Genomic DNA, 13,822 nt, shown 5'->3' with positions numbered 1-13,822 from the left:
GCGCGGTATCCCCCCCCCCCAGGCCGTGGCGGGCAAGATTGGCGGCCAGCCGGCTCGAGGCGGCATCCAGCTCACGATAACTGAAGCGGCGCTCACCGCAGAGGATGGCCTCGGCGTCAGGTGCCAGCTCGCACTGACGCGCCAGCATGGCGGTCAGCGGCTCGCCGCGCCAATAGCCCTTGGTGCGGTACTGCTGGGCCAATTCGTCGGGCCAGCGGGTATAGGGCAGGAAGCGGTTGAATTGGCTCATTGCGCCACCTCCGGACTCAGGCCCAGGGCTTCCAGATTCGGCTGTCCACTCTGCCAGCCCAGATATTGAAGCTGCGTCATTGCGCTACCTCCAAATCCAGGCCCAGTGCCTTGAGCATGGTACCCAGCTTGGTGCCGGTCTCGGCCCACTCCATGGCGGGATCCGAGCCCGCGACGATACCGGCGCCGGCAAACAGCTCGACCTGATGGCCATCGAGCACCCCGCAGCGGATCACCACGGCCCACTCGCCGTTGCCCTGGCTGTCGCACCAGCCAACGATGCCGCTGAACAGGGCGCGCCGGAAGGGCTCCTGCTCGCGGATGAACTGGCGGGCCAGATCAGTGGGATAGCCGCACAGGGCCGGGGTGGGATGCAGTTGGCAGGCCAAGGAGAGCACCGACGCCTCGCCGCCATTGAGCCGGCCAGCGATGGGAGTGCCCAGATGCCAGAGGGTATCCGTGCTCATCAGCGAGGGATGAGCGGGGATCGCCAGCTCGCGGCAGTGGGGGGTCAGCACCCGGCGGATCTCGTCGATCACCAACTTGTGTTCATGCTGATCCTTGCGAGAAGCCAGCAGATCCCTGGCCACCATTTCGTCTTGCGCCGGCTCGCTCACCCGTCTGGCGGAGCCCGCCAACGGATGGGTGAACACCTCTCCCCCGCTAACCCGCAGCAGCAGCTCCGGGCTGGCGCCCAGCAGGCGGCGACCCTGGCCGAGCGGCAGGGAGAAGTGGAATGCGTGGGGATTCTGGGCCATCAAACGGGCCATCACCTGCTTAGGGTCGGCGGGCCGGTGCAGGGTAAGGGTGAGTTTGCGCGACAGCACCACCTTGGCGAGCCGACCTTGTGCAAACACATCCAGCGCTGCGCTGACCGAGGCCTGGAATTCGCTGGCCGGCGGGATGCTCTGCACCGAGATGACACGGTTGACCTCGACCTGCTCCGCCTCTGTCACTGGCTCCGTCGGAGGCAGTTGCTCGCCCCGCTCATAGCGGCCGGGCACATAGAGACAGGAGGCCTCCGCCGGGTCGAACGCAAAGGCACCGATCAGCAGAGGGTTGCTCTGGCTGGCGGCTCTGGCCGCTGCCAGCGCGTCGGCAATCTGTTGCTCAAGCAGAGGCCATTCACAGGCGGGGGTGGTGATAGGCAAGCCTAGGTCAGTGGCACTGATCGTGCCCTGACCCGAGCTAAACAAGAATTCGGGCGGAGACGCAGCCTGGGCTGGCTCGCTATTTTCCATCACAAGAGTATCCACGTTACCCCCTCAAATATAATTCAAAATGATAATCATTATCAATTTGCTTTTGTACGGCGGTAAAATACTCGCATTGAAATCCCCCGGTCAATGGGATTTTCATGACACCAGACATGGGGCTCTTGCTGTGGTGATGGCCTATGGGGAATCGACCCCGCCCTTCCTGCCTCTCTACGCAAGATTGCTTGTCTGGAGACATTGATCTGGTCCCAGACGGTGCTGCGGCAAGAAAGGGATGAGGATGTTCACGCTGGCAGCGCACGCCGTTTCCTCCTAAGATGACGCCATCTTGATGACCCAAGTCCCAACCACGGAACCAATCATGTTAAAGCACCTGTTTTTGCTCCCCTTCTGCCTGCTGCTGGGGGCCTGCTCGCTGACCCAATACAACGTCAGCGAGGCCGAAATCAACCAGTACCTCAAAGATCAGGTCTCTTTTGAAAAACAGCTGGGGATCCCCGGCATCATGTCGAGCAAGATCCGTCTGGATGAGATGCAGAGCCGTATCGGCCGCAAACAAGCGGATCGCATCGAGCTGGATGCCGCTGGCGACCTGCAGGTGAGCAGCCCCCTTGGCAGCCAGCAGATGAAGATCCGCTTTGCCCTGAGTGCCCGCCCCGACTATGTGGCCGATCAGGGCGCCATCTATCTGCGCGACCTTGAACTGATCTCGGTCAAGACCGAGCCGGCCGATATCGGGGCCGCCCTCACCCCACTGCTGCCCACCTTCAATCAGTCGCTCTCCCTGTTCCTGTCGCAGACCCCGGTCTACCGCCTCGACAGCAGCCGCAAGAACGAAGCCAGGATCAAGGAGAAGGTCGAAGCCCTCAAGGTAGAGCCGGGCCGTCTGGTCATCCCGTTCAAGCTGCTCTGATCACCGCCGCACTGGCACTTTCATCGCAATAAACAGATAACCGCCCTCTTCGACAACGCACATCCGGTTTAACGTGCAGCCGAATGGGGCGGTTTTTTACTTCTCAAGTCCCCTCCAACACAGCATAATGCAGACCATTCTCATTTAGATTCGTCATGAGAAGCGTCAATAATAAAACCAACCAATGGTGAGAAGGGACATGAGAAAAACCGTACTGGTTCAGGCGATCGCCTGCGCACTGATCAGCGGCGCCGCACACGCTGCCGTCAAGGTCGAAGACAAGACATTCAATACCGCCGCCAACATGCTGGCCTATACCGAATTCGAGCTCTCTGGCGAGCCGCTAGCCGAAGCACTGGGGCTGGATCTGGATGTGCTGGATGCCAACCGTGCCGATGAACCAACTCCGTTCGACTTCGCTGCCGGCATCGAATCCTACGAATACTCCGAAGAGGCGATGTACGCCCTCAACTACCAATCCGGCATGGGCCCTCATCTGGTGAACGGGCCGCAAAACCTGGCCCGTGGCGGCACCATGGCCTCTCTGGGGCAACGGGTGTTGGCCATGGCCGATGCCGTTGGCTTCCCGGCTGATGAAGTGCCGCAGGGCATGTATCCCCTCTCCCTGCCCTACGCCTCCGCCAATCCGGAGTTTGCCCAGGCCGTCAACGCCACCCCTGTCAATGGCGATCAGATCACCATCAAGACCGCCAAAGGGACCGAGAAAACCGTCAAGACCCAGGTGCCCGCCTACTTCCGCGACTACAGCACCCTGCGCTGGAGCGGCAGCGACAACCTGCTGGTGCCCGCAGCGGTGGGCGGCATCCTGCTCAAAGAGGTGATGTGGTCTCAGGACTTCCTCGGCGGCATGCACGTGGCCGAAACCGATGAAGAGGTAGAAGCCGCCTCCGCCACCATGGATCAGGATGGCAAGCACAAGCTGGGCGTCTCTGCCGCCGATGGCTTCAACGGCATGATGCTGACCGAGCAATCCATCGACAAGCTGGCCATCATGCAGAACCAGCTTGGCTTCGATGGCAAGCAACTGGGTGCCAAGATTACCCCGCAGTACGATCCGGCCAAGGGCGTGATTTACTTCCCCCATCAGGTGAAAGTGACCGAAACCAGCAGCAACGATGCCGGTGCCATCGGCAAGCTGGAGGTGATGGATGGCTCCGCCCAGTTGCGCGATGCCTGGATGATGCTGTGGCCGCTCTCCGAGTTCTATGCCTTCAGCGATCAGCGCAGCGCTAACACCAACCAGAACCCGGCCTTCCACGCCGTGTTTGACGGTGCGCCGTTTGCCACCGCACCGGCTGCCAACAAGACCAATGACCTGGACAAAGCCGTTGCGGGCAGCGATGCCTTCTCGCTGGCGATCAATCTCTCCAACCTCACCTTCAAGAACCTGGCGGCCCTGCACTTTGATGCCAAGGCTGGCACCCTGGTCGACAGCTGGCAGGCAGGCAAACAGGGCAAGCACGTCACCACCTTTGACGCCGCTTACGCACTGGTCGCCCTGCAGATCTTCCAGCGCGCTCAGGACGCGCTGCCGGTCGGTTACGCCGCCGGTGACAATGGCGAGCTGAACCTCAAAACCAAGCAGGGTCAAGAGGCGCTCGACTTGATCCGCAAACAGGCCGATTTCATCCTTGCCAACCTCAAGGGTAAAAATGGTCTGGTGCATGACGGCATCATCCTGGGTGGCAAGCTCGACTCCGGCCACTCCATCGATGCACAGTTCGCCGCCATCCGTGGTCTGACCGCTGCGTTCCTCGCTACCTCCGATGCCAAGTACCGCACTGCCGCCCGCGAGCTGTTTATCGCTGCCGACAAGGCCTACTTCAATGCCAAGGCGGGCACCTGGCTGGCGGGTAAACAGGGTGAATACACTCCCTGGACCCAGGCTGCCATCTCCGGCGCCCTGCGCTCTGCCATGCTGAACCTGCGCAACGAAGGGGTCGAGAAGGCGCCCGAGCTGGAGCTGGCCAAGCTGACCGGTCAGTACGTCAGCTGGTTCCGTGGCACCGTGAACGGTGGCATGCAGATGGCCGAGTGGATCGGTGACTCCGGCGAGAACATCATCGAAGGTGCCGGCAGCGACACCGACGAAGATGGCGTACCACAAGTGACCGCCGCCGGTGGCAAGCACGGCACCGCCATGGTGATGGCCGCCAAAGCGGTGGTTAGCGAATAATCCTCGCCATTCACCAGCATGAAAAAGGGAGCCAAATTGGCTCCCTTTGCATTACAGCGTCTGACACAATTTCAAGGTGCTTCCTCAAACCAGCTTGTCCAGCATCTCCTTGGTCACCAGCACAATCCCCTGCTCGGAGCGGTAGAAGCGGCGGCTATCCTCATCGGCATTCTCGCCCACCACCAGCCCATCGGGCAGCACACATCCCTTGTCCACCACCACCCGGCGCAGACGGCAACCGGCGCCAATCTCGACCCCGGGGAAGATGATGGCCTGATCCAGAGTACAGAAAGAGTGCACCCGCACATTGGTAAAGAGCACCGAGTTGAGCACAAACGACCCGCTGACGATGGTACCGCCCGAGAACATGGAGTTGATGGTCATGCCATGCTGACCGTTGCGATCCTGCACGAACTTGGCCGGTGGCGTCAGGGTCTGGCTGGTCCAGATGGGCCAGTTCTGATCGTAGATGTCGAGCTCGGGCAGCACGGAGGCGAGATCCATGTTCGCTTCCCAGAAGGAGTCCAGCGTACCCACGTCACGCCAGTAGGGCTTTTGCCCTTCGCGCGCCCCGACACAGGACATGTTGAAGGGGTGAGCAAATGCCATCCCCTCCTCCACGATGCGGGGGATCACATCCATCCCGAAGTCGTGTTTGGAGTCCTGATTGTGAATATCTTCCTCCAGCAGTTGGTAGAGGTACTCCGCCTCGAAGATATAGATCCCCATGGAGGCCAGCGAGCGATCTTCGCAACCCGGCATGGCAGGCGGATTGGCCGGTTTTTCGACGAAGGCGCGGATCTTGCGCTGCTCGTCGATATCCATGATCCCGAAGGCGGATGCCTCAGCCCGCGGCACCTCGATACAAGCGACCGTCACCTTGGCACCGAGGCGCACATGGTCGAGCAACATGGCGGCGTAATCCATCTTGTAGATGTGATCCCCCGCCAGCACCACCAAGTATTTGGGGCCGTAGTCACGGATGATATCGACGTTCTGGTAGATGGCATCGGCGGTGCCGCGATACCAGTGCACCTCGTCCACCCGTTGCTGGGCAGGGAGCAGGTCGATGAATTCGTTCATCTGGTAACGCAGGAAGGACCAGCCCGATTGCAGGTGACGCAGCAGGCTGTGAGATTTGTATTGGGTGACTACACCAACGCGGCGGATCCCCGAGTTGATACAGTTGGAGAGCACAAAATCAATGATCCGGAATTTGCCACCGAAATGGACGGCAGGCTTGGCGCGGTTGTCAGTCAACTGCTTCAGGCGACTACCACGTCCACCCGCCAGCACCAGTGCCATACTCTGGTTCAATAATTGTCGTGCTTTGGCACTATTTTCGGGCTCTAACAACATGATTTACCTCTGCCTTGTTTGATCTATTTTCAACTCATCTTCGCCTGTTTCGGCACCTGTGAAAGTGGTTTCACTCACATTTAACCGATCTCAATTGACCCTTTTCACCGAGTTGCGAGGAATAGCATGCTTTGCTCCGCCAGCTTGGTTAAAATTCCCCCACAAAGCAGCCACTTCAAGGATGACAAGATGGTTCACAAGCTCGGACGTACCCTCTTTCTGATCGCCACCATAGTGACCATACCCCTGCTGCTCCTGCAAGCAGTTTGGTTGGCCCTTCAGAGCACACCGCTCACTTTGGCCATTATTCTGGCCACCACACTGCTTGGCATGATCCTGCTGTTGATGCTGGCCATCCGCACCATGGATGGCATGCTCCAGCATCAGGAGCTCACCTGGATCAAGGCGATCAGGGGACGGGATCCCTCACAACTCGATGAGCCCGCCTCCCAGGAGGTGCTGCAACAGCTGCTGGAACAGTTCGAAAGCGCCGAGCAGAGCGCCCATCGCCAGCTGACCGAGCTCAGCAACCTGGCCACCACCGACGAGCTGACCCAGCTACTCAACCGCCACGCATTTCGCCGCGACATGACCGAGTTGCTGCAGCGGGATCAGGACACCCAGACCGCAACCCTGGTGCTGATCCGTGCCACCGAGCTTGGCAAGATCAACGCCCAGCGCGGCTTCCAGTCTGGTGATGCCTACATCAAGGACATGGCCGCCCTCATCAAACGGGTGGTAAGCCGCTTCCCGGGCAATCAGGTCTACCGCATTTCGGGGGCTGATTTCGCCGTTCTGGTGCAACCGGTGGCCAATATTCCTCCCCATCTGCTGGGGCAGGATTTGAAGGTGGCCTTCGATCACTATCAGGATCAGCACGAGCTGGAGAGCACCGGTTACTCGGGGCTGACCAAGCTCAACAGCGGCCAGAAAATCGAAGCTGTGCTGGCCAGAGCGGATCTGGCGCTGGCTCGCGCCCAGACTGAAACCATCAACGGCTGGGCCATCCAGCAGGATGACAGCGCCTCCGAGCTACAGGGGCAACACCACTGGCGCGACGTGCTGACCGAAGTGCTGGCGCAGGAGCGCCTCAGCTTTACCTACCAGCCGATCCAGCCCCTGCACCGCAGCATGCTGGCTTACAACGAGATCTACACCCGCTTCAGCGGCAATGACGGCACCGCCCTGCCCACCGATACCCTGTTTGCCATGGCCCAGCGGCTGGATATGGTGATGCGGCTGGAGCAGCTGGTCATTACCCACATCATGCGCCAGTACCGGGCCTTTGGTGCCAACCAGAGTCGCTGGGGGATCAATCTCTCCCCCAACTTATTGCAAAACAGCGCCTTCCTGATCTGGCTTGACCGCCAGTTGCTCAAGGATCCCAATACCAGCGCCAATCTGGTGTTCGAACTGGATGAAGAGCATCTGGAACGCAACCTGACCGGCGCTAAGCGGGTGTTTGAACTGCTGCGCCGCAACGGCAGTCGCTCGGCGATCGCCAATTTCGGCAAGGGGATCGGCTCCTTTACCCTGTTTCGCGAGCTCAAGCCCGACTATATCAAGCTCGATCCTGCCCTGATCACCGGACTGGAGCAGGATCAGACCAACCAACAGTTCGTGCGGATGATCGTCGATGTATCACATCGGATGGGGTGTCAGGTGATTGCAGAGGGGGTTGAACAGCTTGGCCAGAAACAGCTGCTGCAGGGGATGTATGTGGATGGCTTGCAGGGCTATCTGATCGCCCGGCCGCAACCGCTGCGACCGGATATCAGCCAGCTGGGGCTCTTTACTGAGGATGCTTCAGCTTCAAAAGGGTCAGAATGATGTCATTGAGCTGGCGATAGCGCTCCAGCTCTTTCTGATCGTAACGGGTCGCCAGCGTGGTGGGGTTGTGGCGGTTCTTGAGGTAACGGTTGATTTGCAGGCGATTGAACCCCGCCACCTGATAGACCTGGCCAAGCAGGGTATTGAGTTCATCGTGCTCCAGACCGGCTCTGGCCAGATAGTCCCCATCGGCGGGACTCTCGGTCTGGTGGCTCCACTTGCCAATGCGACCACTCTCCTGCAGATAGCTGAGCCACTGTTCGATATAGAGGGGTTTGCACCCCGCCAACAGGTTGAAAAAGCCCACCGCGTCGCAACGACAACCACTCAGGAGTACGACCGCCAGCTGATCATCATCGCACTGGAAGGTCACTGGTCCGGCTTGCGCCCAATCCAGCGCCTGCACCCGAATGCTGGCCTTCTCACCCGCAGCTCCCGTTACGTCGAATACAAACATGGCGCTCCTCCCTTGGCAAAAGGTTGATGATGGACCATCCCCCTGACAGGTGCAAAGGCAAATCGGCTTTTAACTCATCAATCGGGCTATTCGACCATAAAAAAGACCGGCACCCTCACGGATGCCGGTCTTTGTCCCGATGCCCTGTGTGTGCAGGCCATCAATGGAGGCGCTTTCAGGCGTCCAGTTCAACCAGTGCCTTGGCCAGCTCGATGGGTTCGAGCTCCTGACCTTCCAGATCGGCGTTCCAGTTCGGGCCGACCAGCACATCATCTTCATCCAGATCGTTGATCCAGATATCGAGAAACTCTTCCAGATCGATCACTTCCGGCTCGTAATCGGCCCACTCGTCAACACAGTGCAGACGGGCGTCCTCTTCGGCAGACCAAAGCGGCATCACGTCGGCATCTTCAAATTCGGCGGAGCGGCAGACGACCCAGTCTTCCCCATAGCGCAGACCCCACACCTGACCCGACTCGCGGACTTGTTCGATAAACAGTTGGAAATTGGCGTCAAGGTTGTCGTTAAGCATGCTCATGGGATTCTCTCTTTCTTTCGGGTGCTGCGGCATTGTCGGGCGACAATACGATGGCCAAATGGTGTCGCAAAAGTGACATGGACTCAAGCATATTGGGGTTATTCCGGGAAAAAAGCCGGGATAACCCATATTTGCCTGCAAAAACGCCTCCCGATGGAGGCGTCTTGCAGATTCAGGAGCTCAACGCTCCCAGTAAACCTCTTCCAGGCTGTCCTCTTTCTCCGGCAAACCGCGGGAGAGACGTGGGCTGCTCTGGGCCAACACCTCGTAGCTGACGCGGTTGGCGTATTTGCACACCTGGGCCAGTGAGGAGTAGGTCAGGAACTCGGAGATGTGCTTGGCGGAGTTGGGCACATTCATCCGGTGATAGGAGTTGGCCACCATGTCGTGCAGCACGGCGGAAAGGGCGCCATCCCCTGCCCCGTTGGTGTTCTTGATCTTCTCCGGGCCACCCATATACGGGGAGATGTGGGAGTAGATACGGGCCGGTTTGCGGCACTTGGCACGGGCCATCGGGCGGCTGAACTCATACATGTTGAACTCGGGGATAACGCCCGGCAACAGGGTATGAGTGGTCTCGCGCTTGTAGTCCTCGTCGGTGTAGCTCGCCATATAGAGGCCGATGGGGCCAGCAGTACAGAGCACCATGTCGGCCCAGTCGAGCGCCTTGTCGGCCGCACCGAGCGGATCAGCGATACCGGTCAGGGCTTCACCTTCGTCTTCGTTCATCGCCAACACAGTCACGTTCTCGGCAATGAAGTCGCGCCACCACTGGGGGTTTTCGTCGATGACGAAACGGGTCCCCAGGGTCAGCACCACGGGAATACCGGCCTCACGGGCATAACGCACCGCGGTCATGGCCGCCTCTTTCATCGGATCACCATCGTCACCGCGTACCAGATAGGCGGTGATCACCAGTGCAGACGCCCCTTTGATCACATCCTCCGGAATGTGCTGCACATCCAGCTGGTTCATCTTGCCGGCGTTGATGCCGAAGCTGCGCTCACCGCACTCGGTAATGAAAGTGAAGCAACGGCCGATGGGGCCATCAACCGGCTGCAGATAGTCCAGATTGACGCGGGAAGAGGTGTTGCACAGATAACGGTAGGCGTAGCAGCCGATGCGAATATCCTGACTCATCACACCCAGCAGGATGGAGTGGGAATCGGCCAGTACCGAGTAATTGTGTACCGTGTTGCCGATAGTGCCACCGGCAAACTCGCTCACTACCATGTTGTTGGCCTTGAGCTCGTCATAAATCCGTTCGGCTACATCGTCATTGATAACGACGGAGTGCCCCTTGCTCAGACCATAACGGGTCAGAAAGTCTTCATCCACATGGGCTTCGATATCAACCAGGGTCTGATCAATCCCGACCACGTAGGCTTTGCCCAGCTCGGTTAACAGGGGATTTTGCGGAACCAGGGGATCGCGTCTGTCGACAGGGAAGTAGTGTTTGGACTTGCGCTGACCGGGAAATTTCATGGCAATGTTCTGTGCTCTGGGGGAAAGAGGGGCGGGATTTTAACACAATCCGCCGCCCCGAAAAGTCGCCCTGTTTAAATAATGGAGTCAGTATAGACAAGGCCCGCAAGGAAAAACGTTTGCCTTTTCACCATAAAAAAACCACCCCGCCCGAGGTGGTTCAATAGCATACAAAGCGCCTGTTTTCAGGCGGCCGCCATGCCCTGCAACAGAGCCAGCACCGAGAAGAGGCCGAGGGCGAGCCAGAACAGCAAGGTGCCCAGAAAACGGGGCACATTGGGGGCTTTGGGGATCTGGATGCCGATGGCATGCAGGATGCGGCCAACCAGTAGCATGGCGCCACCGGCATGCAGCCAGAGCGCACCGGCACCGGAGAGCTCGCACAGCGCCATCAGCAGCAGAGTCAGCGGCACATACTCGGCAAAATTACCGTGGGCCCTGATCGCCACCAGCAGCTCGGGGGCCTCCCCCTGCCCTATCATCACCCCGAACTGGGCGCGGCGTTTGACCACCCAGAAGGAGAGCCCCAGAAACAGCAGCCCAAGCAGGCCTGCGTAGATCAGCGTGATATGTACCATGACTCGACTCCTTGTTTGACTGACTGCCGGTCACTCATGCCAATTCGCGGCAGATGAGCGAGACCATCATCCTGATGTGGGCCTGATCGCTGTTGAGGGCCGGAATATATTCAAACCGCTCGCCACCGGCCTCCATGAAGATCTCCCGGTTCTGTACCTGAATTTCCTCGAGGGTTTCGAGGCAGTCGGCCGCAAAGGCAGGACAAATCACATCGAGCCGCTTGATGCCCGCTGCAGGCATACCGGCGATGGTCACGTCGGTGTAGGGCTTGAGCCACTCCTCCTTGCCAAAGCGGGACTGGAAGCTGGCTGTCCACTGTCCTGCCTCCAGCCCGAGCGCCTCGGCCAGCAAGCTGGCGGTATGGCGACACTGGTGACCATAGGGGTCCCCTTCGTTCTCGTAGCGCTCGGGAATACCGTGGAACGACATCAGCAGGTGATCACCCTGACCGTGCTGCTCCCAGTGACGGCGCACGCTCATGGCCAGCGCCTGAATGTATTCGGGGTGGGCGTGATAATCACGAATGAGCCGTACCACCGGCAGATTGCGTTCTCTCTTCATCGCCTTGCCCCAGGCATCGAAGACCGAGGCGGTGGTACTGACCGAATATTGCGGATAGAGCGGCAACAGGATCACCCGGTTGACCCCTTTGGCCTTGAGCGCCTGCCAGCCATCATTCACTGACGGGGAACCATAGGTCATCGCCAGCTCCACCGGCACCTCAACCCCCTCCCGCTTGAGCTCCTGCTCCAGCGCAGCACGCTGCTGCTTGCTTATCACCATCAGCGGCGAGCCCTGCTCGGTCCAGACCTGCTGATAGAGCTTGGCCACTTTGGGCGAGCGCGTCGGCAAGATGATGAAGTGGAGCAGCGGGCACCAGAGGTAGCGGGGCAGGTCAACCACACGGGGATCGTGCAGGAACTGGCTGAGGAACGCTTTGACGGCAGCGGTGGTCGGTGCGGCTGGGGTACCCAGATTGACCAGCAATATTCCGGTTTTCGTGGTCACGTTGGCTTCCTGTCTATCTGTCATTATGCAAAAAGGGCCCGACAGGGCCCTTCTCTTTATTTATCTGATGGCACGGGGAAACAGTGCCGGCAGCAAAGATCAGCCCAGAATGGTGGCAAGCTGCTTGCTGACCAGATCAACCGGCTGGGTGCCGTCGATCTTGACATAACGGGTGTGGCCCGCTTGTGCCTCTTTGCCGTAGAAACCGATCAGCGGCGCGGTCTGCTGATGATATACATCCAGACGCTTGCGTACTGTGGTCTCTTCGTCGTCGGCGCGGATCACCAGATCTTCACCGGTCACGTCATCCTTGCCTTCCACTTTCGGCGGGTTGAACACCACGTGGTAGGTACGGCCGGAGCCGGAGTGAACGCGACGGCCGCTCATGCGCTTGACGATCTCTTCGTCCGGCACATCGAACTCCAGCACGAAATCAACCACGACACCGGCGTCCTTCATGGCTTGCGCCTGGGGAATGGTGCGCGGGAAACCGTCCAACAGGAAGCCTTTGGCGCAGTCCGGTTGAGCGATGCGCTCTTTGACCAGACCGATAATGATGTCGTCAGAGACCAGCTGACCTGCGTCCATCACAGCTTTGGCTTTCAGACCGAGCTCGGTGCCCGCTTTGATCGCCGCACGCAGCATGTCGCCGGTGGAGATCTGGGGAATACCGTGTTTTTCCATGATGAACTGAGCCTGGGTACCTTTGCCGGCGCCCGGAGCCCCCAACAGAACAATGCGCATACACGCTCCTATTGATTGGTTATTCAAATCTTGCGAAGGCAAAAAAGTACACGGTTTCGCCCGTTTCTACAAGGGTGAGCCACCTGAATGAGCACTTTATCACCACAATAACCGGCTGTTCGAACAGGATTTCATCGCAAGGGGAAGACGCAAAAATAGCCAGGGATTCAGCATAGAGCGCCAAAAGCAGGAAGGAGGTACGACAGAAAAAAAGATCCCGGCTCAGGGCCGGGAATTGCGCTCAAAAGTAACTACTTGTCGCTCGTAGTAGGAACAGGGCAATAGTAGTTTGCCCCCTGTGCGTCAACAACTGTCAGATGTGACAGGCAGGCCGCTATGAAACCGGAACTGCGGATCCGGCGACGAGATAAGCTCGGCTTCCAGCTTGCCAAAGAAGGCCACCCGCTCGCTGATATCCTCCCCTGCGTACTGTTCGGCCAGGCTCAGGTAATCCTGATAGTGACGCGCCTCGGAGCGCAGCAAAGAGACATAGAAGCGGCTCAGCTCTTCGTCCAGATGGGGTGCCAGCTTGGCAAAGCGCTCGCAGGAGCGGGCCTCGATATAGGCGCCGATGATCATCTTGTCAACTATGGTGGCCGGCTCATGGGTGCGCACATGCTGCATCAACTGGCGGGCATAGCGGGAGGCCGTCACCGGCCCGTATTCGATGCCGCGGGCCTGCATGATCTCCAGCACCTGCTCGAAGTGGTGCAGCTCCTCCTGAATGAGTCGCACCATGGGAAACAGCAGCGGATTGCGTTCCAGCTCGGCAAAGACGGTGCGATCAGACTCCCCCATGCTGCGTTTGCCCAGGATCTCTGCCTTCTCCGGGATGGCATCCAGCTCGCGATAAAACTCCAGCTTGGGCAGCAGATGGCGCTTGCCCTTGGGCAGGCAGTAGCGGCGCACCAGACTGTGGGCGGTGAGTGCGGCCTTGGTCTCGCAATTGGCGTGATCGATGAGCAGGGTCGGTAAACGGGCCGGATCCCGCGCCATTTCTACCCACTCATCCGGGGTCTCGCACTGCAAAAACTGGCGCACTGGGGCTAGCAGATCATCCATCTGAACTCTCGTCTCTTAAAAGCGTATCGATCATATATGTTGCCGCCTATGCTAGCGGATCCTGCTGGCCATGCCCATATCCGGCAAGATAAGCGGATATTTTTCAAACAGATATCTCCTCCCCCTTCTGCCGTGTTAGGTAGAAACGACAATGGGGGCCACAGGCCCCCATCTCGCTATCCCA

13 protein-coding genes are annotated in these 13,822 nt (G+C 59.1%); 3 read left to right on the top strand and 10 right to left on the bottom strand.

Annotated features, from left to right (window positions below):
• The coding region (locus AB5Z09_RS02905; RefSeq protein ID WP_368194597.1) for an AMP-binding protein at window positions 1-250 on the bottom strand (250 nt) is incomplete at its 3' end.
• Window positions 251-326: 76 nt separating this feature from the next.
• On the bottom strand, window positions 327-1,505 hold the full coding sequence (locus tag AB5Z09_RS02900; protein ID WP_368194596.1) for an isochorismate synthase MenF: 1,179 nt from the start codon (window positions 1,503-1,505) through the stop codon (window positions 327-329).
• A gap of 322 nt (window positions 1,506-1,827) precedes the next feature.
• Between AB5Z09_RS02900 and AB5Z09_RS02895 the strand changes: the two genes are divergently transcribed.
• Both AB5Z09_RS02895 and AB5Z09_RS02890 read left to right on the top strand, forming a co-directional pair.
• A complete protein-coding gene (locus AB5Z09_RS02895; protein WP_368194595.1) occupies window positions 1,828-2,379 on the top strand; it encodes a lipoprotein in 552 nt (183 codons plus the stop codon).
• A gap of 199 nt (window positions 2,380-2,578) precedes the next feature.
• Window positions 2,579-4,576 carry a hypothetical protein gene (locus tag AB5Z09_RS02890; protein ID WP_368194594.1) on the top strand — a complete coding sequence of 666 codons (1,998 nt, stop codon included), beginning with the start codon at window positions 2,579-2,581 and terminating at the stop codon, window positions 4,574-4,576.
• An 84-nt stretch (window positions 4,577-4,660) separates the two neighbouring features.
• On the opposite strand, the gene glgC is transcribed toward AB5Z09_RS02890, so the two are convergent.
• Complete coding sequence (glgC, locus tag AB5Z09_RS02885) at window positions 4,661-5,935, bottom strand: glucose-1-phosphate adenylyltransferase (protein WP_005337070.1); 1,275 nt, start codon at window positions 5,933-5,935, stop codon at window positions 4,661-4,663.
• A gap of 189 nt (window positions 5,936-6,124) precedes the next feature.
• Here glgC and AB5Z09_RS02880 point away from each other — a divergent pair, with 189 nt between their 5' ends.
• On the top strand, window positions 6,125-7,765 hold the full coding sequence (locus AB5Z09_RS02880; protein ID WP_368194593.1) for an EAL domain-containing protein: 1,641 nt from the start codon (window positions 6,125-6,127) through the stop codon (window positions 7,763-7,765).
• Here AB5Z09_RS02880 and AB5Z09_RS02875 read toward each other — a convergent pair.
• From AB5Z09_RS02875 to miaE, 7 genes are all read right to left on the bottom strand, one after another.
• Window positions 7,728-8,222, bottom strand: coding sequence for a hypothetical protein (locus tag AB5Z09_RS02875; RefSeq protein WP_042055706.1), 495 nt, complete (start codon window positions 8,220-8,222; stop codon window positions 7,728-7,730). The two genes, AB5Z09_RS02880 and AB5Z09_RS02875, sit on opposite strands and share 38 nt — an antisense overlap.
• 175 nt (window positions 8,223-8,397) lie before the next feature.
• Complete coding sequence (locus AB5Z09_RS02870; protein WP_005337077.1) at window positions 8,398-8,760, bottom strand: DUF2750 domain-containing protein; 363 nt, start codon at window positions 8,758-8,760, stop codon at window positions 8,398-8,400.
• 180 nt (window positions 8,761-8,940) lie between these two features.
• Complete coding sequence (locus tag AB5Z09_RS02865; protein ID WP_005337079.1) at window positions 8,941-10,245, bottom strand: inosine/guanosine kinase; 1,305 nt, start codon at window positions 10,243-10,245, stop codon at window positions 8,941-8,943.
• Window positions 10,246-10,430: 185 nt separating this feature from the next.
• Window positions 10,431-10,823 carry an MAPEG family protein gene (locus AB5Z09_RS02860; protein ID WP_368194592.1) on the bottom strand — a complete coding sequence of 131 codons (393 nt, stop codon included), beginning with the start codon at window positions 10,821-10,823 and terminating at the stop codon, window positions 10,431-10,433.
• 34 nt (window positions 10,824-10,857) lie between these two features.
• Window positions 10,858-11,832, bottom strand: a complete 975-nt coding sequence (gene hemH / locus AB5Z09_RS02855) for a ferrochelatase (RefSeq protein WP_160880938.1) — start codon at window positions 11,830-11,832, stop codon at window positions 10,858-10,860.
• A gap of 99 nt (window positions 11,833-11,931) precedes the next feature.
• Window positions 11,932-12,576 carry an adenylate kinase gene (gene adk, locus AB5Z09_RS02850; RefSeq protein ID WP_164537019.1) on the bottom strand — a complete coding sequence of 215 codons (645 nt, stop codon included), beginning with the start codon at window positions 12,574-12,576 and terminating at the stop codon, window positions 11,932-11,934.
• A gap of 303 nt (window positions 12,577-12,879) precedes the next feature.
• Window positions 12,880-13,638, bottom strand: coding sequence for a tRNA-(ms[2]io[6]A)-hydroxylase (gene miaE / locus AB5Z09_RS02845; protein WP_076494671.1), 759 nt, complete (start codon window positions 13,636-13,638; stop codon window positions 12,880-12,882).
• Window positions 13,639-13,822: the final 184 nt, after the last annotated feature.

The organism is Aeromonas sp. R2-2 (genome assembly GCF_040908355.1).
Lineage (GTDB): Bacteria > Pseudomonadota > Gammaproteobacteria > Enterobacterales > Aeromonadaceae > Aeromonas > Aeromonas veronii.
This window is presented reverse-complemented; position numbering and strand designations above follow the sequence as displayed.